This window comes from Mesorhizobium sp. WSM4807, assembly GCF_055811615.1.
On the sequence record NZ_JBVVQY010000009.1, the window covers coordinates 134,579 to 160,747 of the forward strand.

Sequence of the window (26,169 nt, forward strand, 5' to 3'; positions counted from 1 at the left end):
GATGAAGTTTCCCAACGGCGCCTCGGTACAGGAAGCCGATATCGCGATCATCGGCGGCGGCATTGCCGGAGCGAGTGCGGCCTACGAACTGGCGGCCGTCTCGTCGGTCATCCTGCTCGAGCGGGAAAGCCATTGCGGCTACCATTCCACCGGCCGGTCGGCCGCGAGTTATACCGAGAATTACGGCAACGCCGTCATCCGACGGCTGGCGATCGCCAGCCGGTCTTTTCTCGAAGCGCCGCCCGAGGGGTTTTGCGATCATCCGTTGATGCTTCCGCGTGGCATGCTGACCATCGCGCGCCAGGATCAGCTCGGCCGGCTTGAAGAGGAACTCGAAAAGGCCCGCCAACTTGTGCCGTCGATCCATCGGGTCAGCCCCGAACAGGCGTTGGCGCGCGTGCCGGTGCTGCGAGCCGATTATGTCGCCGGTGCGATCGTCGAACCGGGTTGTCGCGAGATCGACGTCAACGAATTTCATCAGGGCTTCCTGCGCAATGCGCGCAAGCGTGGCGGCCGGATCGTCACCAATGCAGGCGTCGACGCGATCGAGCGGCACAAGGATCGCTGGATCCTGCGGACCAGCCAGGGACTGTTCGCAGCGCCGATCCTCGTCAATGCAGCCGGCGCCTGGGCGGACAGGATCGCCGCTTTGGCCAAAATTGCGCCGATCGGCCTGGTGCCGAAGCGACGCACCGCGTTCCATGTCGCGGCACCGGATGGCGTCTCCATTGCCGGCTGGCCGCTGGTCAACGATGTCGGCGAGGAATTCTACTTCAAGCCGGACGCCGGCCGGATTTTCGTCTCGCCGGCGGATGCGACCCCGAGCGAGCCGATGGACGCCTATCCCGACGATTTCGACGTCGCCGTCGGCGTCGATCGCCTGCAGCGCGCGACGACGATCGACGTGCGCCGGATAGAACATCAATGGGCGGGACTGCGCAGCTTTGTCAGCGACGCCTCGCCGGTGGTCGGCTTCGACGCCAAGGCCGAGGGTTTTTTCTGGCTGGCGGGCCAGGGCGGCTACGGCATCAAGACATCGCCGGCGCTGGCCAAGGCATGTCGCGACCTGATCCACACCGGACGTTTGCCGGATGACCTGTTGCGTCAAGGCATCGAGCCGGGCGATCTTGCGCCTGGCCGGATCGGGGCGACTTCCGCGTCGGAGGAGAAAGCACCGTGAGGAAGGGATGACCGCATGACAATCGAACGCTTCGAGAATGGACCACGCTTCTGCCGCGTGCTCAGCCATAACAGCATTGTCTATCTGGCCGGGATGACGGCCGACGATCTGTCGGGTGACACCACGCAGCAGACGCGCGACGTGCTCGCCAAGATCGACAGCTATCTGGCGAAGGCCGGCAGCGACAAGTCCAGGATCCTGAGCGCCACGGTATGGCTGCGCGATATTGCCGACTTCGACAAGATGAACGCCGCCTGGGATGCCTGGATCGACAAAAGCGCCATGCCGGTGCGGGCGACGGTCGAGGCCCGGCTCGCCGGCGACGGCTACCGCGTCGAGATCATGGTGACCGCCGCAGCCTGAACTGCGATCTATTGGGGAGACGACGCCATGGCTCGAGACCTGACCATCGCGGTCTGCCAGACCGGCCCGATACAGAAAAGCGCGCAACGTGCCGAAACGGTGGACCGGCTCATCGCGCTTCTGGAAAGAGCGGCTACCGCCGGCGCGGAAATCGCGGTGTTTCCCGAACTGGCGCTGACGACCTTCTTTCCGCGTTGGCGGATCGACGACCAGGCCGAGATCGAGGCGTTCTTCGAGCCCGCCATGCCGGGTCGGCAGACGCAGCGCCTTTACGACGCCGCGGCGCGGCTCAAGATAGGCTTCGCGCTCGGCTATGCCGAGCTGACGCGTGACGACGGGGGCCGCTTCAACACGATGGATCTGGTCGGGCCGGACGGCAAGCTTGTCGGGCGCTATCGCAAAATCCATGTGCCGGGATCAAGTGAGCCGGAACCGGGCACGACCGTCCATCTCGAGCGACGTTATTTCGAGCCCGGCAATCTCGGTTTTCCGGTCTTCGTCTATCGCGGCGTGCGCGTCGGCATGGCCATCTGCAACGACCGGCGCTGGCCGGAGACCTACCGGATGCTCTGTCTCAACGGCGCCGAAATTGTCCTGATCGGCTACAACACGCCGCTGCTGCTCGATGAGGCGCCGGCGTTGGCGCATCTGCGCATGTTCCACAATCATCTGCCGATGCAGGCCGGCGCCTATCAGAACACGGTCTGGGTCGCGGCAGCGGCCAAGGCCGGCGTCGAGGACGGCCAGGCCTTGATCGGCGGCTCCTGCATCATCGCCCCAACCGGCGAAATCGCGGCGCAGGCGATATCGCTCGACGATGAGGTGATCGTCCATCGCGCCGATCTCGACCTGATCGCCGTCTGCCGCAAGGTGAATTTCGATTTCGCCAAATATCGTCGGCCCGACCAATATCGGCTGATCGCAGATCAGGTTTGAGGTGACAGCCCTCGCTGGCGTTAGAGCGCTTTGCGTTTTGGTGGAACCAAAACGGCGCCCTTAAGCGCGTCGCGTTCGACCGGCCTCATGCGACGCGCTTAAGGTTGCTGTTTTATGCATGTCGTTATCGCAAAACCGCTGCACACTTTTGCGCGACATGCATTAACTCTTTGTTTTAACGCATTTTGTCGGACGCCAAACGAAGACGTTTGGCTGCAAAATGCTCTAGGAAACAGCAACGAGATGACCGTTGCCAAGATCCTTCAGGGCCAGTTTCGGCGGGTCTTCGCCGATTTTTCGGGTCGGACTCGGGATCTCCTGATCGAGACGCGCGAAACGCGGCCGGCGCTTTGCCGGATCGGGCACCGGCACGGCCTCGATCAAGCGCTTCGTGTAGGGATGGCGCGGGTTCGAAAAGACTTGGTCGCGGGTGCCCATTTCGACGATCTGGCCGAGATACATGACGGCGACACGATCGGAAATGTTCTCGACCACCGCCATGTCGTGCGAGATGAACAGATAGGCGATGCCGAATTCGCGCTGCAGTTCCTTCAGCAGGTCGAGCACGCGGGCCTGCACCGACACGTCGAGCGCTGAAACGCTTTCGTCGGCGATGATGAGTTTGGGTCTGAGCGCCAGAGCGCGCGCGATGCAGATGCGCTGGCGCTGGCCGCCCGAGAATTCGTGTGGATAGAGCTCCATCTGGTCGGCCGGCAGGCCGACGCGCTCGAACAGCGCCGCCACAAGCTGGCTGCGCTCTTCCTTCGAGGCGATGCCATGGATCAACAGCGGCTCGGCAACGAGGTCGCCGACGCGCATGCGCGGGTCAAGCGAGGCATAGGGATCCTGGAAAATCATCTGCACGTCGCGGCGAACCGCCGTGCGCTGGTCACGGCCAAGGCCCGCCAGATTGCGCCCGCCGATCACGATATCGCCGTGGTAGGGCACAAGCCCGGCCAGCGCCTTGGCGGTGGTCGACTTGCCGCAGCCGGATTCTCCGACCAGCGCCAGCGTCTCGTGCGGCGCGATCGAAAAGCTGATGCCTTCGACGGCGTGGACACGGCGGTTCACTTGGCCGAAGAAGCCACCGCGCAGGTCGAAATGGACATGCAGATCGTTGACCACCGCCACGCTTGCGGGCATTTCCGCTTCGACGGATTTTTGTTCGGCGGATTTTTGGCGGCCGACGCCGGTACCAATGCGCGGCACGGCAGCGAGCAGTTCACGCGTATAGTCGGCTTGCGGCCTGGCGAAAATATCGGCGGCTGTTCCCTCCTCGACCATGCGGCCGTGCCGCATGATGACGACGCGATCGGCCATTTCGGCGACCACGCCCATGTCGTGGGTGATGAGCATGACGCTGGTGCCGTGTTCGCGCTGCAGATCGCGCAGCAGTTCCAGCACCTCGCCTTGCACGGTGACATCGAGCGCCGTCGTCGGCTCGTCGGCGATCAGCACATCCGGTTTCAGCGCCAGCGCCATGGCGATCATCACGCGCTGGCGCATGCCGCCGGACAGTTCGTGCGGAAACTGTTTTAGCCGGCTTTCGGCTTCCGGGATGCGGACGGCCTTCAGCGCCTCGATGGCGCGCCGGCGCGCCTCGGCGCGAGACAGACCGGTATGGGCCTCGATGGACTCGACCAGCTGCCGGCCGATCGACAGCACCGGATTGAGCGATGTCATCGGCTCCTGGAAGATCATCGCGATGCGGTCGCCGCGAATGTGGCGCATCTGGCGCTCATCGAGCAAAGCCAGATCGATGTCGCCCCGATCCATATCGCGAAGCCGGATCGCGCCGGATTCTATCCGGGCGGCGGGCTGCGGAAGCAACTGCATGATCGCCAGCGCGGTCATCGATTTGCCGGAGCCGGATTCACCGGCAATGCAAAGCGTCTCGCCGCGCGCAAGCGTCAGCGATAGGTCTGACACAACCGGCCGCTCGCCGTCTTCGCTACGCACGCTGACGGTCAGGCCGGAGATTTCCAGCACAGGTCTGGCCGTGGTCGAAGCGACCGGAGCGGCAGCCCCGGCCCGCTTGCTGCCTGCGCCTTTGCTCATTCGAAGACGCAGCGCGGGAAGTAGAACGACACCACCCAGTTCGGCATGTCGACGATCTCGCTGATCCGGAGATCGCCGCAGACCGAGACCAGCATGTAGGCCTCGACCGGGTCCATTGCGTAGCGGCCGGCAAGCAGGTCGATCATCTGGGAGACCGCTTCCCTGGCGCCCGTCATCAGGTCCGGTCCGATGCCGGTCGTCACCTCGTAACCCTTGGCATCGAGATGGCGCGTCACTGGCCCTGGCGTGGTGAAGCGCGGCGTCTTCAACCGCGCATCCTTGACCAGGTCGAGCTTGAGCACGACATCCATCGGGCTTTCGATCGCCGTGCCGCACACTTCGCCGTCGCCCTGCGCGGCATGCGTGTCGCCAACCGAAAACAGCGCACCCGCCACCTCCACCGGCAGATAGAGCGTGGTGCCGGCCGCAAGATCGCGAATGTCGAGATTGCCGCCGACGCGCCTTGGCGGCACCACCGAGTGAAGGCCCATTTCAGCCGGCGCGTTGCCGATGGTGCCGGCAAACGGTTTCAGCGGCACGCGGGCTTGTCTGCCGAACAGCGCCGGCTCGAGCGAGACGGCGTCGTATGTCCAGATGTTCAGTGCCGGTTCCGGGAAGTCGTCGGCGAGCAGGCCGAACCCCGGAATGTTCCCCGTCCAGCCGAAGCCGGACGGCTTGAACATCTCGATCGTTACCTTCAGCGCATCGCCCGGCTCAGCACCGTCGACGAAGATCGGCCCGGTCACCGGGTTGATCCTGTCAAAGTCGAGCTTGGCGACATCGGCAACGGTGCTGTCGGCCTCAAGCTGGCCACCCGACGAATCAAGGCACTGGAACTCGATCGTCGAACCGGGCGCCACCCGTTCAGCCGGGACAAAGGAATTGTCCCAGCCGAAATGGTGATGGCGCCCATGGATGGTGTAGTCGCAGTTATTGCACATCGGTCACGTACACATTGTCATAGTTGATCGGGATATGGACGGGGTCGACATAGAGATTGTCGGCGCCGCCCATCCGTGCCGATTTCATGGTGAAGCGCTGCTCATTGAAGACCGGCGCCCAGGGCGCGTCTTCCATGATCTTGTCGTAGATCGCGCTCCACATCTTGGCACGTTCGCCTGATTTGGCCGGGTCGACGACCGAGTCGGCCTCCGCCGCCTTGGCGTCGAGATCCTTGTTGCAGTACCACGACCAGTTCCAGCCGCCCGGAACCGCGCCGGCGCAGCCGAGGATCGGCCCGTAGAAGTTCGACGGATCGGGGAAATCGGCGATCCAGGCCATGCCGCCGGACCAGATCATCGGCGCGCCGGCCTTGTCGCCGCCGGCTGCGATGACGTTGGCCTGCGCGAGCGACTGGATGCTGGCCTTGATGCCGACCGCCGCCAGATCCTGCTGGATCGCCTGGGCGATGCGCGGGTTTGGATCGGTGTTCATCGCGAACAGCTGCGTGTCGAAACCATCGGGATGACCGGCCTCGGCAAGCAAAGCCTTGGCCTTGGCCACGTCATAGGGATAGCCCTTGAATTCCTTGTTGTAGCCGGGCATCGACGGCGGCAGCGGCTGGTTGGCCGGCACCGCACGGTTGTTGATCAGCTGAACGATACGGTCCTTGTTGATCGCCATGTTGACCGCTTGCCGCACCTTCACATTGTCGAAGGGCGCCATGGTGGTATTCATGGTGATGTAGCCGGTGTGCAGCTGGCCGCCCTCAACGACGCGGGCCTTCTGCTCGGGATCGGCCATCACCTCCTGGAACTTGGCTGGCGGGATGCCGTCGCCGGGAATGTCGATCTCGCCCTTCTGCAGCCGCAGCAGCGCCACGATCGGCTCCTGCCCGATCTCGAAGCTGACCTTGTCGAGATACGGCAGGCCCTTGTGCCAGTAATCCGGGTTGCGCTCGAAGACGACGCGCTGGCCGAGCGTCCATTCGGCGAGCTTGAAAGCCCCGGTGCCGACCGGATGCTTGCCGAAGTCCGCGCCGTATTTCTCGACCTCCTCCTTCGGCACGACATGCGAGAAGTTGATGGCCATGACATGCAGGAAGGTGGCGTCGGGCCGGGTCAGTTCGAACTTGATCGTGTAGGGGTCGACGACGGTGACGCCCGCCAGGCTTTCCGCCTTGCCTGCAGCGACATCCTCATGGCCCTTGATCGAGCCGAAGAAGCCGGCGCCCGGGCTCTGCGTCTTCGGATTGGTGACGCGATCAAGCGAATATTTCACGTCGTCGGCAGTCATCTCGCGGCCATTGTGGAACTTCACCCCTTGGCGCAACTTGAAGGTGAAGGTCTTGCCGTCGGGCGCGATCTCGTAGCTCTCGGCGAGGTCGGGCCGCAGGTTGGTGGTGCCCGGCTCGTAGTCCATCAGCCCGTCGAACAGGCTCTTGATCATCGACCAGTTCTGCCAGTCATAGCCGATGGCCGGATCGAGCGTGGCGACGTCGTCCTTGTAGGTGATGGTGATCGCGCCGCCCGGCTTGGCGTTCGGATCGACGGCGTCTTCGGCGCGGGCGCTTGCCATGCCGAGCATCAGCGCGAGCGCCGATACCGCAACAGTGGAGGTCAAGAATTTCTTCATCTCATGTTCCCTTTCTCTGGTTGTTACCGGTCTTTTTTTGGTTTTCATCTGAGCTTGATGCGCGGGTCGATGAACGGTGCGACGGTGTCGGCCAGGAGATTGCCGAGCACGATGGCGAAGGCCGAAACCAGGGTGACGCCCATGATGATCGGAATGTCGACGCGCTGGATGGCCTGCCAGGCAAGCTGGCCGATGCCGGGCCAGCCAAACACGCTTTCGACCACCACGATGCCGCCCATGAAGATGCCGATGTCGATGCCGATCATGGCGATGACCGGCAGGATGGCGTTGGGCAGTGCGTGGCGGAAGATGATGGCGCCGCGTGCAAGGCCCTTGGCGCGGGCGGTCCGCATATAGTCCTGGCGCAGCACGTCGATCATCGACGAGCGCATCATGCGGGCGTACCAGCCGGCGCCGAGTATGCCCATGGTCAGCGAGGGCAGCACCAGATGGCGCCAGGTGCCGTAGCCGCCGATCGGAAACCAGCCGAGCCGCACGGCGAATACATAAAGGAGCAGCAGGCCGACGACGAATTGCGGCGCCGAGACGCCGACAAAGGACGCGACCATCAGCGTCTGGTCGGTGGCGGTTCCGCGCCTGACGGCGGCAAGCAGGCCCATCGTCAGGCCGATCGCCAGCTCGCAAAGGATGGCGCCGACCATCAAAAGCAGGCTTGCCGGCAGCCGCGAGACGATGAGCTCAGTGACCTCGGAACGCTGGATGTAGGAGCGTCCGAGATCGCCGCTGAGCAGGCTGGTCAGATAGTGCCAGTACTGGATGAAGAAGGGCTGATCGAGGCCGAGCTGCCGGCGGATGTTCTCGACCGTCTCGGGCGTGGCGCTGCGGCCGGCGATCTGGCGAACGGGGTCGGCGGGCAGCAGGTAGAGCAGCGCAAAGGTGATCAGCGACACGCCGAGCAGGATGAGCAGCGATTGAACGACCCGGCGGCCGAGATAGGCGATCATGCCTGGCCCCTTTGCGTCGGATCTAGGATGTCGCGCAGCGCATCGCCGATGAGGTTGAAGGCCAGCGCCAGCGCCAGGATCGCCGCACCTGGAAAGAAGACCAGCCAGGGCGCTGCCTGGAAATAGGTCTGGTTCTCGAAAATGATGTTGCCCCAGGATGCGGTCGGCGGCTGCACGCCGATGCCGAGATAGCTGAGCGTCGCTTCGAGCAGCACGGTGGTCGAGATGCCGAGCGTGCCCCAGACGATGATCGTCGGCAGCAGATGCGGCAGGATATGGCGAAACAGGATGCGTGGTGCGCTGGCCCCGATCGTACGCTCGGCGTCGATGAACTCGCGCTCGGCGAGCGAGCTGGTCTCGGTGTAGATGACCCGCGCGGTCTGCACCCAGTTCACCAGTGCGATCACCATGGCAACGATCCACAGGCTCGGCTGGAGCACCGCCGCCAGGCAGATGGCGAGCAGCAGCGCCGGAAAGGCCATCATCAGATCGGTGAAGCGCATCAGCGCGCTGCCGATCCAGCCGCGGAAATAGCCCGCGGTGACGCCGACCAGCGTGCCGATCAGAAGCGCCACGCCGTTGGCGACGATGCCGATGATCAGCGAGGTGCGCGCGCCGAAAAGGATGCGGGTCAGCAGATCGCGGCCGAGCAGATCCGTGCCCAGCCAGAAGCTGGCGTTCGGCGGCAAGGGCGCGCCTTCAAGCGTCAGCCCGTCAAACATCTGCTCGTTCGGATCGTAGCCCGTCAGCCACGGCGCCAGGATGGCGCCGGCCACGACGACGGCAACGATCACCAGGCCGATCAATGCCAGAGGACGCTTGACCAGGCGCCGCCAGACGCCGGCGCGTGGCTTGACCGGCATGCGCCCGGTTGCCGGAAGATCAGGCGCGATGGGACTGGTCATCGCCGCCTTCTTCCGTCATCGCCACGATCCTGCGCGCGGCCTCCTCGACACTGATCTGCCAGCTCATCGCCAGCGACCGCAGCTGCGCATAGGCGCGGCCGTCCTCGGCGCCTTTCGACAAGGCCTCGACCGCGCGCACGATGGTCTGGCGCTCCGCGACGCGCAGGCGAAGCGACGATATCTCGCTTGCCAAAAGCTTGCGTGACTCGAAACTCTGCCGCGCGATCAAAAGGGCGCTGTAGACGCCGGCATTGCCGACCGGCTTCAGCAACTGGGCGTCGGCCTTGTGCGACAGCGCCCATTCGATGCGGCCCGGCGCTTCGGAGCCGATCAGCGCCACCAGCGGCATCGGCGCCTCACCCGGCGCCCATGGGAATTGTTCGTCGAAGCCGAGATCGGCGTCGAAGAAGACGAAGTCCGCCACGAGCGCCTCGGCCGGCAGTTCCGGCCAGCAGCCGACCGTCTCGAGGCCGATGGCCGACAATTGCCGCGTGATCGCCTGCACCGTCGGATGCGGACGATGCAGGACAAAGGCCCTGGCGCCGCCGAGATTCGGGATGCGCGGGACCTTGCTCACGACACCACCCTCAGGCGTGGGCGGCCGAACGTCTCGGTCCGGTCATAGCGGGACAGATAGGGATCGGGCGCCACTCCCTTGGTCAGCGTGACGGTCCTGAACGCGGTCCCCTCGATGCGCCCGATCTGCACCGGCAAGGTGGCGTGCTGGGTTTGCGGATCGATGGAGATGTCGCCGAGCGGGGTTCGAAACGAGGTTCCGGCAAAGGCCTGGGGAAGGTCCGGCCATTGTGCGCCGGGATTTCGGGCGAGAACCTCGGCAAGCGTCCGCACCGAGGCATAGGCCGCCGCCTCGAAGGACGAGGCAGGCATGATGGAGGGCGCCGAATCGCCCTGGCGATCCGCTGCCGAGATATCGTGAAAGTACGGCCCGACGGAAAGGTGGCCATTGCCCGCCTCGTTGAGCGCCGGCAACTCACATTCGGTGAGATTGCAGGACAGGATCGGGCAGCGCTCCGGCCTGAAATGCGGGTCGCGTTCGGCGAGCTCAGCATAGGCCGCGATGAAGGCATAGGACGAGGAGCCGATCAGGTTGTTCAGGACGAACTCCGGTCGGGTAGCCTGGATCTCGGCGATCAGCCTGGAGACATCGACCTCGCCGAGCGGCAGATAGCGTTCGCCCAAAACCTTGCCGCCGGCGTCGGCGATAAGGTCGCGGGCGACACGGTTGGTCTCCCAGCCCCAGATATAGTTCGAGCCGAGCAGGAAGCCGTTGGCACCGAAGCGCGGCACGACATGGGCCAGCAGCGGGACGAGGTGCTGGTTCGGGCAAGCGTGCATGTAGACGACATGCTCGTTCGCTTCGAAGCCCTCATAAGGGCAGGCGTACCAGAGCGTACCGCCGGCGCGCTCGAGGATCGGAATGACCTCCTTGCGGCTCCACGACGTGATGCAGCCAATGATGTGGCGCGCACTGCTGTTGGCGAGAATGTCGGCGCAGCCCGTCGCGTAGCCATCGATGTTGCCTTGCGGGTCGCGCTCCACCGGAACGAATTCGATCGGGATGGCGGGATCGGCATTGATGTCGGCGATGGCCGTCATCGCACCGGAACGGCAGGATTCGGACAGCAGGCGGTAGTTGCCCGACCGCGAGTAAAGGATGCCGATTTCGATACGCCGTCCCAAGCAAATCCCCAAAAATAATAATGCCCCGCAGCCGCCGCCGCGGAAGGCGAGGCATACGAGGCATTTTTGCCGCCCGGCGGTCGGAGCCGGTATTTTCCCCATTAGCGTATTCGGTACGGCGGGTCAGTCAAGCGGGAAAAGTGAGAGCGGGGAAAGCGACCGCGTTGCGTCTGGTTGCGCGAGAGGCCTCGCCGAGAATTCGTCCTATCTCAGCGGTGGGCGCGTTTCTCGTCCGTCGCCGCCCGGTCGATCGCCAGCCCATCCTTCGACAGGGAGACACCAAATTTTTCGCCAGCGTCCTCGGGCGTGTAGTAACCCAAGGCGACATCTCTCAGCACCAGTTCCGGATCGCGCGCCAGGGGATCGCCATAGCCGCCGCCGCCCGGCGTGCCGACGCGCACGCGGTCGCCGGCCTTCAGCGCGATGTCCTGCTCCTTGGAGAGGTGCGGCGGCACATGTTCCTTGCCGTCGCGGAACACGGTCACCGTGTTGACCGCGCCGTCGTTGCCGCCGAGCGCGCCCTGCGGGCCGAAGCGGCCGTGGTCCATGACGAAGGAGGCGCGGGCGTCGCCACGCAGGATCTCGACCTCATAGGCGAGGCCAAAACCACCGCGATGCTTGCCGGCGCCGCCCGAGCCTTCGCGCAAGGCGTAATGGCGGTAGAGCACCGGAAAGGCCTGCTCCATGATCTCGACCGGCGGCGATTTTGAAATGCCGATGGTCGAGCAGCCATTGGTCAGGCCGTCATGACCGGCATTGCCGCCATAGCCGCCGCCGGAGATCTGGTACATGACGTAGTCGCGGCCGCGCGCCGGGTCGTTGCCGCCGAGCGCGAAATTGCCGCTGGAACCGGCCGGAGCGGCCGTCACCTTGTCCGGCAGCGCCTGCACCATCGCCGCGAACACCGCCTCGGCGATGCGCTGCGAAACCTCGGCCGCGCAGCCGGAGACCGGGCGCGGATACTTGGCGTCGAGAAAAGTGCCTTCCGGCCGCTTGACGATCAGCGGCTCGAAGGCGCCGGCGCTGATCGGCACGTCAGGGAAAATATGGCGCATAGCGAGGTAGACCGAGGACAAGGTCGTCGCCAGCACGCTGTTCATCGGCCCGGCGCAAGGTTTTGACGAGCCTGAAAAATCGAAGCTGAGCGTGTCGCCCTGTTTCTCCACCGCCAGCGCGATGGTCAGCGGCTCGTTCACCACCCCGTCGGAATCGACAAAGGCCTTGGAATGGTAAATGCCGTCGGGAATGGCTGATATGTTGGCGCGCATCTGTTCGGCGGCGCGGCGGCGCAGTTCGGCGATCGCCCCGACAACCGTTTCATGTCCGTAACGATCCAGGATTCCACTGAGCCGGTCCTGGCCGATCAGCAGTGCCGCCGCTTGCGCGCGAATGTCGCCGATGCGCTGGTCGGCGACACGGATGTTCGAGCAGATGATGGCGTAGATCTCAGGATCGAGCATGCCCTTCTTGAACAGTTTTACCGGCGGCAGCCGCAAGCCTTCCTGCTCGACCGCCGTTGCCGAGGCAGAAAAACCGCCCGGCACCGAACCGCCGATGTCGGGCCAGTGACCGGTGTTCGACAGCCAGCAGAAAATCTTGCCATCCCTGTAGACCGGCATGGCGAAGCGCACGTCCATCAGATGGGTGCCGCCGAGATAGGGATCGTTGACGATGTAGATATCGCCGGGCTCGGGCGGCAGGCAGCGACCGTCGGCGATCATTTCGATAACCGTTTTGGTCGAATACTGCATGACGCCGACGAACACCGGCAGGCCCTGGCTGCCTTGCGCGATCAGCGATCCATCGACGGCCGAATAGATGCCGTCGGAGCGGTCATTGGCCTCGGCGATGACAGGCGAGAAGGCGGCGCGCGAAAAGGTCAGGTCCATCTCGTCGCAGACCTGCTGCAGCGCCGCCTGGATGACCGAAAGCGTGATGGCGTCGAGCTTTGCCATATCAGGCCTCACCGATGTCGATGATGATATTGCCGTCGCCATCCGAGCGCGCCCGGTCGCCGGGCTCGAGCACGGTGGTGGCGTCCATCTGTTCGAGGATCGCCGGCCCCTCGATGACGGCGTCGAGCGGCAGCTTTTCCCTGCTGTAGACCGGCGTGTCGTGCCAGCGCCCGCCATACCAGACCGGCCGGATTTCGCGGCGCGCCTCATCAAGCGTTCTGGCGCAGCCAGCCGGGTCGATCAGCCGCGACAGGTCGATAGCCGGCCTGACACCAGTCACCGAGGTGTTGAGGTTGACCAGATTGGCGCGGATTTCCGGCAGCTCAACCTTGAAGCGGGCGAAATAGGCCTTTTCGAACAGCTGCTGCAGCACCTCGCGCGTCACCGAAGACGACGGCAGCGGCACGTTGATGATGTGGGTCTGGCCGACGAACTGCATGTCGGCGGAATGCGTGACGCGGATCGTCTCCGGCTTCACCGCTTCCTTGCCGATCAGCTCTTCGCCTTCGTTTCGGTGCCGTTCCAATACGGCGTGGAGCTTGGCTTCATCGAGCCGCGCCACCGGCTGGTTGACCGTGTTAACGAAATCGTGCCTGAGATCGGCGACGACGCAGCCGAGCGCATTGGTGATGCCTGGCCGCGCCGGCACCAGCACTTTTGGCAGGCCGAGCTCGCGCGCCAGTGCGGTCGCATGCAGCGGCCCGGCGCCGCCGAAGGCGAACAGCGCGAAATCGCGAGGATCGTGGCCGCGCGACACCGAGACCATGCGGATGGCGCCAGCCATCTTGATGTTGCCGAGCCGCAGCACCGCGCCAGCCGCCTCGACGCCTGACAAGCCGGTGGGGCGGCCGATCCTGCCCTCGAATATGCCGGTGACGTGTTCGACGGTGACCGGATTTTCGACCGCGAGCAGCTTTTTCGGCGCCAGCCGGCCGAGCACCAGATTGGCATCGGTGATGGTCGGCTCGCTGCCGCCGCGCCCGTAGCAGATCGGGCCGGGATTGGCGCCGGCGCTTTCCGGACCGATCTGGATCAGGCCGGCCGCATCGACGCGGGCGATCGAGCCGCCGCCGGCGCCGACCGTGTGCACCGCCACCATCGGCACATGGATCGGCATTGCATATTCGATCTCGATCTCGTTCGACACTGCGGGTTCGGCATTGCGGATCAGCGCCACGTCGGTCGAGGTGCCGCCCATGTCGTAGGTGACCAGGTTTTCGAAGCCGGCGCGTTTTCCCGTATAGGCGGCGGCGATAACCCCGGAGGCCGGGCCGGACATCACAGTCTTGGCCGATTCACGTGTGACAAAGCGGGCCGAGATCATGCCGCCATTGCCGTTCATGATCAGGAAGTCGCGGGCGTAGCCTTTTGCTCCCAATTCCTTGCGCAGCCGCTCGACATAGCGTTCGAGGATCGGCTGCACCGAGGCGTTGACCGAAGCGGTGACGCCGCGCTCGAATTCACGCGCTTCCGACAGCAGCGCATGGCCTGTCGTGATGTAGCTGTTCGGCCAAAGCTCCGCGGCGATCTCGGCGGCGCGCCGCTCATGCGCTGGATTGGCGTAGGAATGCAGGAAATGGATGACGAGCGATTCGCAGCCGGCGTCGATCAGTGCCGTCACCGCCGCGCGCATCTCGGCTTCATCGAGCGGGACGCGCACCGCGCCCGAGGCTTCGACGCGTTCCGACACTTCAAGTCGCAGATTGCGCGGAATGATCGGGACGAAGCTGCCTGTCATGCCATAGGCCTGCGGCCGCGTGCGCCGGCCCAGCTCGATGACGTCGCGAAAGCCGCGCGTGGTGATCATGCCGGTCTTGGCCAGCCGGCGTTCGAGCACTGCGTTGGTGGTGGTCGTCGTGCCGTGCACGATGAGGTCGATGCCGCGGATGGGAAAACCGGTGGCGTCGAGCGCCGAAACGACGCCGAAGGCCTGGTTGTCGATGGTGGTCGGGGTCTTGGCGATATGCACCTTGCCACTGTGACGGCCGTCGATCAGAAGCAGGTCGGTAAAAGTTCCGCCGACGTCGATGCCGGCGACGACGCTGCCCGAGGAATCCAGCGTCTGCGCCGAAAAATTCTCTTCCATTGTCGAAACCCGAAATGTCAGGACTACAGATATGTCTCAGTTTGGAAAGGTGTTTCACGCTGGCGTCTTGACGCAAATATCATTTGTATACTAATAAATTCCGGACACAAGAGCTTACCGCTTGGCAGTGTGCAAACGGCACGCCGGGACCTGATCGGTTCGGGCGCGCAGGAGAAGGTTTGGCGTCAGCGCCCTCGGTTGGGCCAGAAGGTTAGGTTTGATGAACACCATATCAACGCTCAACACCGCCGGCGCCCTGCCGCTGCAGTTCCCGATACCGGCCAATGTCTATGCCGAAACCGTCGTCTCGGTGAAGCACTATACCGACCGGCTGTTTTCGTTCCGCATCACCCGGCCGCAGTCGCTGCGCTTCCGCTCCGGCGAGTTCGTCATGATCGGCCTGCCCAATGCCGAAAAGCCGGTGTTCCGTGCCTATTCGATCGCCAGCCCTGCCTGGGACGACGAGCTGGAATTTTTTTCGATCAAGGTGCCGGACGGCCCGCTGACCTCGCAGCTGCAAAAAATCGAGATCGGCGACACCGTCATCATGCGGCAGAAATCGACCGGCACGCTGGTGGTCGACGCGCTGACCCCGGCCAAGCGCCTGTTCATGATCTCGACCGGCACTGGCATAGCACCGTTCGCCAGCCTGCTGCGCGACCCCGACACGTTTGAGAAATTCGACCAGGTGATCCTGACCCACACCTGCCGCGACAATGCCGAACTCACCTACGGCCAGGAACTGGTCGCAGAGCTGGAGAACGACCCGCTGATCGGCGAGCTGACCGGCGGCCGCGTCACGCTCTACAATTCGACGACGCGCGAAAGCTCCGAGCGCATGGGCCGCATCACCGCGCTGATCGGCTCGGGAAAATTCTATGCCGATCTCGGCATCGACAAGCTCGACCCCGAGACCGACCGCATCATGATCTGCGGCTCGATGCACATGCTTAGGGATGTCAAGGAGCTGGCCGAAAGCCTCGGGTTCGAGGAAGGCTCGCTGCATCATCCGGCAAGCTTCGTCGTCGAGCGCGCCTTCGTCGGCTGAGACGCAGTCCAGCGTTTGCTGCATTCAGACTCTGATTTTGACCATGCGGTCAAAATCAGCTGCTTTCGCAGGCTTTTTCCGCTATGACCGCCTGAAGGACTCGTGAAGCGCTGCTTCACGGTCTATCTTCGGCATAAGTCGTCGAACGAAAGGGCAGGAGATGAGCAGCACAATCCGCGAAGCCGATCTTAGTGCCGACAGATTGGGACCTTCCAAGATCACGCCGCTGCCGGCGCGCTCCGCCGCCAACGCGCCGGCGCCGCAAGCGCACGGCATTGCCCGCAATCCCGGCATGAAACTCGATCTCGGCTTCATGGAATCGATGCGCAGCGTCAACCGCTCGGCGCTGGAACGGCGTGTCGCCAGCCTGACCAAGCGGCGCTCGATCAAGGCCGACAACCAGGCAGCCTGGCTGCTGCGCGCCGTCGCCTGCATGGACCTGACGACGCTGAACTCGAACGATACCGAAGAGCGCGTCCGCCGGCTCTGCGCCAAGGCGGTCAATCCGTTCCGCCGCGACATCGTCGAAGGTCTCGGCATATCAGGTGAAAAGATCCGCCCGGCGGCGGTCTGCGTCTATCATCCCTTCGTCGCCACCGCCGTCGATGCGCTGCGCGGCAGCGGCATCCACGTCGCCGCCGTATCCACCGCGTTCCCGCACGGCCTCACCCCGCTTTCGACGCGTCTGCAGGAGATCGAAGCCTCGGTGAGCGACGGCGCCGACGAGATCGACGTCGTCATTCCGCGCGGGCTGGTTTTCGGGGCGAAGTGGCAGGAACTCTATAACGAAATCGTCTCGATGCGCGCCGCCTGCGGCGAGGCGCATCTGAAGGTGATCCTCGGCACCGGCGACCTCGCCACACTGCGCAACGTCATGCTCGCCTCGATGGTGGCGATGATGGCGGGCGCCGATTTCATCAAGACCTCGACCGGCAAGGAAAGCGTCAACGCGACGCTGCCGGTCGGCCTCGCCATGGTGCGCGCCATCCGCGCCTATTTCGAGGAGACCGGCTATCTCATCGGCTTCAAGCCGGCCGGCGGCATTTCGACCGCCAAGGCTTCGCTCGACTGGCTGGTGCTGATGAAGGAAGAGCTGGGACGGCGGTGGCTGGAGCCAGACCTGTTCCGCTTCGGTGCATCGAGCCTTTTGACCGACATCGAGCGCCAGCTCGAACATCACCTGACCGGTCACTATTCGGCCAATCATCGCCACGCGATGGCGTGAGGCGGGTGAAGGCTTTGAACGTAGAGTTCCTTCGCGCCCCCCTCTGTCCTGCCGGACATCTCCCCCACATGGGGGGAGATTGGCTGTTTCGCCGACAGCGCCTCTTTTTTCGAGGTTGGCCGTTGGCGAAATCAAAGATGAAGGCCGATCTCCCCCCTTGTGGGGGAGATGCCAAGTTGTGGCAAAGAGGGCAGGACAGAGGGGGGCGCGACGGAGCGCCCACCAAGACGACTATCGGGAGCGCCTGATGAACATTCTCGAACGCTATCATGCCATGGACTACGGCCCGGCGCCGGAGGCCCGCAACGAGGCCGATGCCTGGCTTGCCGCGCGTGATTTTTCCAAAGCGCTGTTCGTCGGCGGCGACTGGAAAGCAGCCGCAGGCGGCAAGACCTTCGACACCAGCGATCCCGCCTCCGGCAAACTGCTGGCCAAGGTCTCGGATGCCGGCGCTGCCGATATCGATGCGGCGGTTTCGGCCGCCACAAAAGCACTGCCGAGATGGAGCGCCAGCTCCGGCTACAACCGTGCCAAAGTGCTCTATGCCATCGGCCGCGCCATGCAGCGCCACCAGCGCCTGTTTGCGGTGCTGGAATCGATCGACAACGGCAAGCCGATCCGCGAAAGCCGCGACATCGACGTGCCGCTGGCCATCCGCCATTTCATCCACCATGCCGGCTGGGCGCAGGCGCTGGACAAGGATTTTCCGGATCAGAAGGGCGTCGGTGTCGTCGGGCAGATCATCCCGTGGAACTTCCCGCTGCTGATGCTGGCCTGGAAGATCGCGCCGGCGCTCGCCGCAGGCTGCACTGTGGTGCTGAAACCGGCCGAGTTCACGCCGCTCACCGCCATCCTGTTCGCCGAGATTTGTGAGCGCGCCGGCGTGCCGAAGGGTGTCGTCAACATCGTCCAGGGCGGGCCGGAGGCGGGCGCGGCAATCGTCAACCATCCCGGCGTCCAGAAGATCGCCTTCACCGGCTCGTCCGAGGTCGGCAAGATCATCCGCAAGGCGACTGCCGGGTCTGGCAAGAAACTATCGCTTGAGCTCGGCGGCAAGTCGGCCTTCGTCGTCCTCGAGGACGCCGATCTCGACAGCGCCGTCGAGGGACTGGTCGACGGTATCTGGTTCAACCAGGGCCAGGTCTGCTGCGCCGGCTCGCGCCTTTTGGTGCAGGAAGGCATCGCCGATGCCTTCATCGCCAAGGTCAAGACACGGATGAGCCGGTTGCGCGTCGGCAGCCCGCTCGACAAGAACACCGATATCGGCCCTCTGGTCGACTTGACCCAGCTCGATCGCGTCAAGGGGCTGGTCGCCGAAGGCGCCAAGCAGGGCGCCGTCTGCTGGCAGCCGGACGTGGCGCTGCCGCCCTCCGGCTATTATCACCTGCCGACGCTGGCGACAGGCGTTTCGCCGGCCAACATCCTGGCGCAGGAGGAGGTGTTCGGCCCGGTGCTGGCGACCATGACCTTCCGCAACACCGAGGAAGCGGTCGAGCTCGCCAACAACACGCGCTACGGCCTGGCCGCTTCGGTGTGGAGCGAGAACATCAACCTCGCGCTGCACGTCGCGCCGCAACTGAAGGCCGGCGTCGTCTGGGTCAACGGCACCAACATGTTCGACGCCGCCTGCGGCTTCGGCGGCTACCGCGAAAGCGGTTTTGGCCGCGAAGGCGGGCGCGAGGGCATGTTCGAATACCTCTCGGCCAAACTGCCGCTCGGCCCGGTCGTCAAGCCGGCAGCGGCTTCGACACAACCCGTCGAGCACGCCGAAAGCGACGCCATCGACCGCACGGCAAAGCTGTTCATCGGCGGCAAGCAGGTCAGGCCGGACGGCAATTATTCGCTTGCCATTGCCAACGCGAAGGGCAAGCTTGCCGGCGAGGTCGGTCTCGGCAGCCGCAAGGATATCCGCGATGCCGTCGCGGCTGCACGCGCCTGCAAGGGCTGGCCGGAGGCGACCGCCTACAACCGCAGCCAGGTGCTCTACTATCTGGCCGAGAACCTGTCCGGTCGTGCCGATGAATTTGCGGCGCGCCTCACCCAGCTTACCGGCGCCGCCGTCAAGGCCGCGCGCGAAGAGGTCGACCAGTCGATCGAGCGGCTGTTCCTCTATGCCGGCCTGGCCGACAAGTTCGAGGGCCGTGTCCACCAGCCGCCGGCCCGCGCCGTCACGCTGGCGCTGCACGAGCCGGTCGGCGTCGTCGGCATCGTGGCGCCCGACAATGCGCCCCTGCTCGGCCTGATCTCGCTGGTGGCGCCGGCGCTCGCCATGGGCAACACCGTCGTCGCGGTGCCGTCGGAAAAATATCCGCTGCTTGCCACCGATCTCTACCAGGTCGTCGAATATTCCGACGTTCCGGCCGGCGCCATCAACATCGTCACCGGCCGCAGCGCCGAGCTCGCCGCCGTCTTGGCCAAGCATGACGATGTCGACGGGCTCTGGGTGTTCGCCGATGCCGAGACCTGCGCCAGGGCCGAAGCCGACTCGATCGGCAATCTCAAGCGCGTCTGGACCGGCAACGGCCGCAGCCTCGACTGGACGTCGACCGAGGCCGCCGGCGATGCCTTCCTGCGCCGTGCCGTCGAGGTCAAGAACGTCTGGGTGCCCTACGGCGACTGAGCGTTGCCTTGCGCGCGGCGTCGGACGAGAAGCGTTCGGGCTTGACGGGCCAAAAGATGTTCTTTACCGAGAAAAAACATTTGCCCCTAAGCGAACAGCAATACAGGCGGCATAGGAGTGCCTATCTGGCGCATTGCGCCTTGGCCGCGTGCCGGTAAAAACCGGGCGGCCACAGAGGAGAAAAGCATGGCGGATCTGGCAGGCAAGATCGTTGTCGTCACAGCGGCGGCGCAAGGCATCGGCCGGGCGAGCGCGCTGGCTTTCGCCAAGGCGGGCGCTGTCGTCCACGCCACCGACATCAACGAGGTGATGCTCGCCGAACTCGGCAAGACGCCCGGCATCAAGACCCGCAAGCTCGACGTGCTGAACGACGAGGCGGTTGAAACCGCCTTTGCCGAGATCGGCGCCGTCGATGTGCTGTTCAACTGCGCCGGCTTCGTCCATTCGGGCTCGATCCTCGAGATGAAGGACGCCGACCTCGACTTTGCCTATGATCTCAACGTTCGCTCGATGATCCGCACCATCCGCGCCGTGCTGCCCGGCATGCTCGAGCGCGGCGATGGCTCGATCATCAACATGGCGTCGCTGGCCGGTTCGACCAAGGGTGTGCCAAACCGCTTTGTCTATGGGCTGACCAAAGCTGCCGTCATCGGCCTGACCAAATCGGTCGCCGCCGACTATGTCGGCAAGGGCATACGCTGCAATGCCATCTGCCCGGGCACGGTCGAAAGCCCGTCGCTGGAGGACCGCATGCATGCGCAGGGCGACTACGAGGCGGCCCGCGCCGCCTTCATTGCCCGCCAGCCGATGGGCCGCCTCGGCACGCCCGAGGAAATCGCCGATCTCGCCGTCTATCTGGCCGGCGCCACCTATACGTCGGGGCAGGCTTATAATATCGACGGTGGCTGGTCGATCTAAGAGGCCATTTGAAACCTCTGCTCCGTCGGGCGCTGACGCGGTTTTCTGCGCTTGCCCAGGCTCTCGTACTTTAAGTACGCTCCGCTCCGGTTTCTCGAAACCACGCCATTCGCCTCAGCGGAGCGAATTTGCAAACGGCCTCTGGTCGCAACTGGGAGAAAAATCGCATGAAATTGCTGCGCTATGGCGAGGCGGGGAGCGAACGCCCCGGCCTGCTCGATGCGGATGGGACAATCCGAGACCTCTCCGCCCATGTCACCGACATTGCCGGCAAGGCGCTCGACCCGGCATCGCTCAAGACGTTGTCGAAGCTCGATCCGAACTCGCTGCCGGCGGTTTCCGGCAAGCCGCGCATCGGCGCCTGCGTCGCCGGCACCGGCAAATTCATCTGCATCGGCCTGAACTACTCCGATCATGCCGCCGAGACCGGCGCCATCGTGCCGCCGGAGCCGATCATCTTCATGAAGGCGAGTTCGGCCATCGTCGGGCCTGATGACGATGTGCTGATCCCGCGCGGCTCGGTCAAGACCGACTGGGAAGTCGAGCTCGGCGTGGTCATCGGCAGAAAAGCCAAATACGTCACCGAGGCCGAGGCGCTGGATTATGTCGCCGGCTATTGCGTCGCCCATGACGTTTCCGAGCGCGCCTTCCAGGCCGAGCGTCAGGGCCAGTGGACCAAGGGCAAGTCCTGCGACACCTTCGGGCCGATCGGCCCGTGGCTGGTGACCAAGGACGAGGTCAAGGACCCGCAGAACATCCCGATGTGGCTGAAGGTCAACGGCAAGACGATGCAGAACGGCTCGACCAAGACCATGGTCTACGGCGTCGCCTACCTGGTTTCCTATCTCAGCCAGTTCATGTCGCTGCATCCGGGCGACATCATCTCGACCGGCACACCGCCCGGCGTCGGCCTCGGCATGAAGCCGCCGATGTTCCTGAAGCCAGGCGACGTCGTCGAGCTCGGCATCGAAGGGCTGGGCATGCAGAAGCAGACGTTCAAGGCGGACGAGTAGCGGCGCTCTGCCTTCTCCCCTTGTGGGAGAAGGTGGCCTCGCGAAGCGAGGTCGGATGAGGGGTGCTCCAGCTTGGCACAGACAGCACTCCGTCCAACACCCCTCTTCCGGCTCGGCGCTGCGCGCCGATCCACCTTCTCCCACAAGGGGAGAAGGAAAAGAGAGGCGCTACTTCAGCACCTTGCCATCAGTCCCAAACCGATAAGTCTTTGCCGGATCCGGCGTCGCGTAGAGCGTAGCACCGGGTTCGGCATTGTAGACGCCGAAGATGCGCACGGTGATCAGGCCGGCCTTCTCGCAGTCGAGATAAAGATTGGTGTCGGCGCCGAGATGCTCGGCATGAACGACCGTGCCCTTCCAAGCGCCGGATTTCGCATCGACGGTCAGGTGCTCGGGGCGGACGCCGATGGTCTTGGCCGTCTCGCCAAGCCTGGCGCCGTCGACGAAATTCATCTTCGGTGAGCCGATGAAGCCGGCGACGAATTCATTCGCCGGCGAATTGTAGAGTTCCATCGGGCCACCGATCTGTTCGATCTTTCCCGCGTTGAGCACGACGATCTTGTCGGCCAGCGTCATCGCCTCGACCTGGTCGTGGGTGACATAGATCATCGTCGCCTTCAGCCGGCGATGCAGTTGCGCAATCTCCAGCCTGGTGTTGACGCGCAGCGCTGCATCGAGGTTGGACAGCGGTTCGTCGAACAGGAAAAGCTTGGGCTCGCGCACCACGGCGCGGCCGATGGCGACGCGCTGGCGCTGGCCGCCGGACAGCTCGGCCGGGCGCCTTGCGAGATAGGGTTCCAGCGACAGCATCGAGGAGGCGATGCCGATGCGGCGGTCGATCTCGGCCGCCGGCGTGCCCGCCTGCTTGAGGCCGAGGCCCATATTGTTCTTCACCGTCAGATGCGGGTAGAGCGCATAGGTCTGGAACACCATGGCGATGCCGCGTTTGGCCGGCGGGGTTGCGGAGACGTCTGCCCCGTCGATGACAACACGCCCCGAGGTCGAATCCTCCAGCCCGGCGATGACCCTGAGCAGCGTCGATTTTCCGCAGCCGGAGGGGCCGACGAAGACGACGAATTCGCCATCGGTCACTTCGAGGTTGATGCCCTTCAGCACCTCGACCGGCCCAAAGGCCTTCTTCACATTCTCGATGTTCAGCGAGCCCACGGCTTCGTCCCTGTTCTAGAGTTTGACTGGTCTAGAGTCTGATTGGGGCGCCGCTGCGAACGCTCTCGTCGGCGGCAAGGCAGACGGCGAGCGACTTCACTGCGTCGTCCATGTGGCGGGTCAAGTCGAGATCCTCGCGGATCGCCTTGAGCAGAAAAGCCTGTTCGCGGTCGCAGAGACCCTGATGGCCGGGTTCGCCTTCCATCGACAGCATCTCGTCCGCTTTGGCGAACTTGCCGTCTGCGCCGGTCGCCGCACTGTGCAGGCGGATGATCGAGGTCTTGGTATGGGTGTCGATGTCGTCGGATCTGACGCCCTCTTTCATGACGATCGACACGCAGCCCTTAGGCGAGATCACGTCCTTCACGAAGAAGGCGGTTTCCGAGATCATCGGCCCCCAGCCGGCCTCGTACCAGCCGACCGAGCCGTCGTCGAACAGCACCTGCAGGTGCCCGTAATTGTACATCGTGGGCGCAATCTCGTCGGTCAATCTCAGCCCCATGCCGCGCACCTCGACCGGCCTGGCGTCGGTGATCTGCAGCATCACGTCGAGATAATGCACGCCGCAATCGACGATCGGCGACGTCGTCTGCATCAACTGCTTGTGCGTCTCCCAGCTATGGCCGGAGGATTGCTGGTTGAGGTTCATGCGGAACACGTAAGGGCCGCCGAGCTTGCGCGCCTCGGCGATCAGCCTGATCCAGGATGGGTGATGGCGCAGGATGTAGCCGATCACCAGTTTTTTGCCGTTGGCCTTGGCTGCGGCAACGACACGTTTCGCATCCGCCACCGTCGTCGCCAGCGGCTTTTCGACAAAGACATGGCAGCCGGCCTCGAATGCCCTGACCGCATAGTCGGCATGGCTGTCGGAATAGGTGGCGATACAGGCGACATCAGGCCTCTCGTCGCGCAGCGCCTCGTCGAAGGAGCGCCTGATGCCATAGCCGGGAAGCCCGGCCGGCAGCGGCACATCCGAGCGGTTGACAAGTGCGGCGATCTGGAAGCCCGGATTGGTGTGATAGGCCAGCGCATGGCTGCGGCCCATGTTGCCGAGCCCGGCGACGACTACACGAAGAGGTTCGGCCATCTCAATCTGCCTTTTCTTGCCTGCGAGCTGCGAGAGCCACCATTACCTGTGGCTCGCATTCATCTGCGACCCGCAGAGCCGCTTCTTCACTGTCGCAGCGGGACAAAAGTCGGAAGCCATAGGCATCGACTCCTTCCTTGATCAGCGAAAGCCTATGATCGTCAGGCAAGGGATGCTCAAGATTGAGCGCCTGGGTGAACGCCTTCGACTGCTCGTCCTCCATCTGGGAATTGACGCGCCAACGAATATGACAGTTGTATTCCTTCGGCCGGCGCTCCGCCCCGAACCGCGTCAACCAGATGGCAGCGTTGAGATAGAACTGCGGTCCCCAGGAAGACTTCTGAAGGTTTAGCAAGCAGACGGTCTCCGGCCATTCGCGGTAGAAATTCGTGGCGCGCACGCCTCGAAATCCATAGCGGCTCGCTGTCTCGACAAGGGCCTGTACGATAATCTCTCGACCATCACTCATTTGACGGCTCCGGAAGTAATGCCGCGGATCAGTTGCCGCGAGAAGATGACGTAGAGGATCAGCACCGGCATGATCGCCAGCGAAAGTGCCGCCAGGATCGCGTTCCAATTGGTGACGAACTGGCCGAGGAACAGCTGCGCGCCAAGCGTCACCGTCTTGGTTTCCTCCGACGGCGCCAGGATCAGCGGGAACCACAGATCGTTCCAGATCGGGATCATGGTGAAGACGGCGACAGTCGCCATCGATGGTCTTACCAGCGGCAGCACCAGCCGGAAGAAGATGGTGTATTCGGACAGACCGTCGATGCGCCCGGCATTCTTCAGATCGTCGGACACCTGCTTCATGAATTCCGACAAGATGAAGACGGCGAGTGGCAGGCCTTGCGCCGTATAAACCAGGATCAGCGCCGTCAGCGTGTTGACCAGCCCGCTCGCCACCATCAGCTGCAGGATGGCGACGGTGCCGAGGCGGATCGGGATCATGATGCCGAGCGCCAGGTAAAGCCCCATCATCGAATTGCCGCGAAAGCGGTATTCCGACAGCGCGAAGGCCGCCATCGCGCCGAACAGCAGCACGAAGAACAGCGAGGCGACGGTGACGACAAGGCTGTTCTGGAAATAGTGGATGAAATCGCCCTGCCCGATCACCGTGGTGTAGCCGATCAGGTCGAAGGTTTTCGGCGTCGGCGGCGCCAGCGGCGCGCCGAAGATGCCCGCGCGCGACTTGAACGAATTGACGATGACGATGATCACCGGAAACAGCGCGATCACCGTGTAGGTCAACAGCACCGCATGGGCACCGATGGTGCGGGGCAGGGAGTGGGTTGCCGTGCTCATCTCGGGCCTCAGAACTGATAGCGACGCAGGCGCGTCTGCACGAGGAACAGGTAGACGCAGACGCCGCCAAGGATGATGAGAAACATCATCGTGGCGATCGCCGCGCCCATATTGGGATCGCCGACCTGCAGCTGGAAACCGAAGAAGGCGCGGTAGAGGAAGGTGCCGAGAATATCGGTCGAATAGTTCGGGCCGGCCAGCGCGCCTTGCGCGGTGTAGATCAGGTCGAAGGCGTTGAAATTGCCGACGAAGGTGAGGATCGAGATGATGCCGATCGACGGCAGGATCAGCGGCAGCTTGATCTTCCAGAACTGCGACATGCCGGTGATGCCGTCGCATTCGGCCGCCTCGATCACCTCGTCGGGGATAGACAGCAGTGCCGCATAGATCAGCATCATCGGGATGCCGACGAACTGCCACACCGAGATCAGGCTGAGAGTGGTCAGCGCATATTGCTCCTTGCCCAGCCATGGCGTGAACAGGCTTTTGAGGCCGACAAGATCCATCAGGTTCGGCGCCACGCCCCACAGCGGCGACAGGATCAGCTTCCAGGCGAAGCCGACGATGACGAAGGACAGGATCGTCGGCACGAAGATCGCCGTACGGTAGAAGGCGGAGAATCCCAGCCTCGGGCTGGACAGAAGTGCGGCCAGCAGGACGCCGATCGGGTTCTGCACCAGCATGTGGATGACGAAGAACCAGACATTGTTCCGGAGAGCGTTCCAGAAGCCCACGGACCAGTTAGGATCGCCGAACAGCGTGCGGAAGTTTGCCAGTCCCACGAAGACCTGGGACTGGTCTATGTTGCGGAACAGCGAGAGCTGTAGCGTGCCGGCCAGCGGCAGGATCATGATCGCAGTATAGACCAGCACCGCCGGCGCCAGAAAGACGCCGATGTGCCAGCGGAATGGTCGTTTCGGTGCTGCGGCCATGAGTTCGGTCTCCGCCGATCAGGTCTTGCAATTGCCGCCAAGGGCGCGGCGCCTCCCTCCCCCTCGAGGGGAGGGTGCCTCGCGAAGCGAGGCGGGTGGGGTCGGCCAAGGCAGCGCGCCATCGTGTTTTC

General features: G+C 64.0%; 22 protein-coding genes. 8 read left to right on the forward strand and 14 right to left on the reverse strand.

Annotated elements, in window-relative coordinates:
• Window position 1 precedes the first annotated feature (1 nt).
• Genes AC0L3N_RS14475 through AC0L3N_RS14485 form a run of 3 tightly spaced genes read left to right on the forward strand, consistent with a single transcriptional unit; the run spans window position 2 to window position 2,479 of the window.
• Entirely contained in the window at window positions 2–1,180 is a 1,179-nt protein-coding gene (locus tag AC0L3N_RS14475; protein ID WP_473548214.1) for an NAD(P)/FAD-dependent oxidoreductase, read from the forward strand.
• 15 nt (window positions 1,181–1,195) lie between these two features.
• Window positions 1,196–1,543, forward strand: coding sequence for a RidA family protein (locus AC0L3N_RS14480; protein WP_473548215.1), 348 nt, complete (start codon window positions 1,196–1,198; stop codon window positions 1,541–1,543).
• A 27-nt stretch (window positions 1,544–1,570) separates the two neighbouring features.
• Window positions 1,571–2,479 (forward strand): nitrilase-related carbon-nitrogen hydrolase, encoded by a 909-nt coding sequence (locus AC0L3N_RS14485; protein WP_473548216.1) that lies wholly within the window; start codon window positions 1,571–1,573, stop codon window positions 2,477–2,479.
• Window positions 2,480–2,704: 225 nt separating this feature from the next.
• On the opposite strand, the gene AC0L3N_RS14490 is transcribed toward AC0L3N_RS14485, so the two are convergent.
• The 9 genes from AC0L3N_RS14490 to AC0L3N_RS14530 all read right to left on the reverse strand — a co-directional run bounded on the left by AC0L3N_RS14490 (window position 2,705) and on the right by AC0L3N_RS14530 (window position 14,723).
• Window positions 2,705–4,537: an ABC transporter ATP-binding protein gene (locus AC0L3N_RS14490; RefSeq protein WP_473548217.1), complete on the reverse strand. Its 1,833-nt coding sequence runs from the start codon at window positions 4,535–4,537 to the stop codon at window positions 2,705–2,707.
• Window positions 4,534–5,478 carry an acetamidase/formamidase family protein gene (locus tag AC0L3N_RS14495; protein ID WP_473548218.1) on the reverse strand — a complete coding sequence of 315 codons (945 nt, stop codon included), beginning with the start codon at window positions 5,476–5,478 and terminating at the stop codon, window positions 4,534–4,536. Before AC0L3N_RS14495 ends, AC0L3N_RS14490 begins: the two co-directional genes overlap by 4 nt.
• Window positions 5,468–7,063 (reverse strand): ABC transporter substrate-binding protein, encoded by a 1,596-nt coding sequence (locus AC0L3N_RS14500; RefSeq protein ID WP_473548308.1) that lies wholly within the window; start codon window positions 7,061–7,063, stop codon window positions 5,468–5,470. Before AC0L3N_RS14500 ends, AC0L3N_RS14495 begins: the two co-directional genes overlap by 11 nt.
• A gap of 92 nt (window positions 7,064–7,155) precedes the next feature.
• A complete protein-coding gene (locus AC0L3N_RS14505; protein ID WP_473548219.1) occupies window positions 7,156–8,076 on the reverse strand; it encodes an ABC transporter permease in 921 nt (306 codons plus the stop codon).
• Window positions 8,073–8,981, reverse strand: a complete 909-nt coding sequence (locus AC0L3N_RS14510) for an ABC transporter permease (RefSeq protein WP_473548220.1) — start codon at window positions 8,979–8,981, stop codon at window positions 8,073–8,075. The genes AC0L3N_RS14505 and AC0L3N_RS14510 overlap by 4 nt, the downstream gene beginning before the upstream one ends.
• Window positions 8,959–9,558: an ANTAR domain-containing response regulator gene (locus tag AC0L3N_RS14515; RefSeq protein WP_473548221.1), complete on the reverse strand. Its 600-nt coding sequence runs from the start codon at window positions 9,556–9,558 to the stop codon at window positions 8,959–8,961. The genes AC0L3N_RS14510 and AC0L3N_RS14515 overlap by 23 nt, the downstream gene beginning before the upstream one ends.
• Window positions 9,555–10,682, reverse strand: a complete 1,128-nt coding sequence (locus AC0L3N_RS14520; protein ID WP_473548222.1) for a transporter substrate-binding protein — start codon at window positions 10,680–10,682, stop codon at window positions 9,555–9,557. The genes AC0L3N_RS14515 and AC0L3N_RS14520 overlap by 4 nt, the downstream gene beginning before the upstream one ends.
• 209 nt (window positions 10,683–10,891) lie before the next feature.
• Window positions 10,892–12,637 carry a hydantoinase B/oxoprolinase family protein gene (locus AC0L3N_RS14525; RefSeq protein WP_473548223.1) on the reverse strand — a complete coding sequence of 582 codons (1,746 nt, stop codon included), beginning with the start codon at window positions 12,635–12,637 and terminating at the stop codon, window positions 10,892–10,894.
• A 1-nt stretch (window position 12,638) separates the two neighbouring features.
• Window positions 12,639–14,723, reverse strand: a complete 2,085-nt coding sequence (locus AC0L3N_RS14530; protein ID WP_473548224.1) for a hydantoinase/oxoprolinase family protein — start codon at window positions 14,721–14,723, stop codon at window positions 12,639–12,641.
• Between the two features lie 220 nt (window positions 14,724–14,943).
• On the opposite strand from AC0L3N_RS14530, the gene AC0L3N_RS14535 reads away from it, so the two are divergent.
• From AC0L3N_RS14535 to AC0L3N_RS14555, 5 genes are all read left to right on the forward strand, one after another.
• On the forward strand, window positions 14,944–15,771 hold the full coding sequence (locus AC0L3N_RS14535; RefSeq protein ID WP_473548225.1) for a ferredoxin--NADP reductase: 828 nt from the start codon (window positions 14,944–14,946) through the stop codon (window positions 15,769–15,771).
• Window positions 15,772–15,931: 160 nt separating this feature from the next.
• Window positions 15,932–16,996, forward strand: coding sequence for a deoxyribose-phosphate aldolase (deoC, locus tag AC0L3N_RS14540; RefSeq protein ID WP_473548226.1), 1,065 nt, complete (start codon window positions 15,932–15,934; stop codon window positions 16,994–16,996).
• A 247-nt stretch (window positions 16,997–17,243) separates the two neighbouring features.
• The gene (locus AC0L3N_RS14545; RefSeq protein ID WP_473548227.1) at window positions 17,244–19,616 is read left to right on the forward strand and encodes an aldehyde dehydrogenase family protein; all 2,373 of its coding nucleotides are present in this window, start codon (window positions 17,244–17,246) and stop codon (window positions 19,614–19,616) included.
• A gap of 186 nt (window positions 19,617–19,802) precedes the next feature.
• Window positions 19,803–20,534, forward strand: a complete 732-nt coding sequence (locus tag AC0L3N_RS14550; protein ID WP_473548228.1) for an SDR family oxidoreductase — start codon at window positions 19,803–19,805, stop codon at window positions 20,532–20,534.
• Between the two features lie 167 nt (window positions 20,535–20,701).
• Window positions 20,702–21,547 (forward strand): fumarylacetoacetate hydrolase family protein, encoded by an 846-nt coding sequence (locus AC0L3N_RS14555; RefSeq protein ID WP_473548229.1) that lies wholly within the window; start codon window positions 20,702–20,704, stop codon window positions 21,545–21,547.
• A gap of 168 nt (window positions 21,548–21,715) precedes the next feature.
• Here AC0L3N_RS14555 and AC0L3N_RS14560 read toward each other — a convergent pair whose 3' ends face one another.
• From AC0L3N_RS14560 to AC0L3N_RS14580, 5 genes are read right to left on the reverse strand one after another with little or no spacing between them, the layout of a single operon-like run.
• A complete protein-coding gene (locus tag AC0L3N_RS14560; RefSeq protein ID WP_473548231.1) occupies window positions 21,716–22,714 on the reverse strand; it encodes an ABC transporter ATP-binding protein in 999 nt (332 codons plus the stop codon).
• A gap of 31 nt (window positions 22,715–22,745) precedes the next feature.
• The gene (locus tag AC0L3N_RS14565; protein WP_473548232.1) at window positions 22,746–23,801 is read right to left on the reverse strand and encodes a Gfo/Idh/MocA family protein; all 1,056 of its coding nucleotides are present in this window, start codon (window positions 23,799–23,801) and stop codon (window positions 22,746–22,748) included.
• 1 nt (window position 23,802) lies between these two features.
• A complete protein-coding gene (locus AC0L3N_RS14570; protein WP_473548233.1) occupies window positions 23,803–24,270 on the reverse strand; it encodes a DUF4304 domain-containing protein in 468 nt (155 codons plus the stop codon).
• On the reverse strand, window positions 24,267–25,106 hold the full coding sequence (locus AC0L3N_RS14575; protein WP_473548235.1) for a carbohydrate ABC transporter permease: 840 nt from the start codon (window positions 25,104–25,106) through the stop codon (window positions 24,267–24,269). Before AC0L3N_RS14575 ends, AC0L3N_RS14570 begins: the two co-directional genes overlap by 4 nt.
• 8 nt (window positions 25,107–25,114) lie before the next feature.
• Window positions 25,115–26,038 (reverse strand): carbohydrate ABC transporter permease, encoded by a 924-nt coding sequence (locus tag AC0L3N_RS14580; protein ID WP_473548236.1) that lies wholly within the window; start codon window positions 26,036–26,038, stop codon window positions 25,115–25,117.
• Window positions 26,039–26,169: the final 131 nt, after the last annotated feature.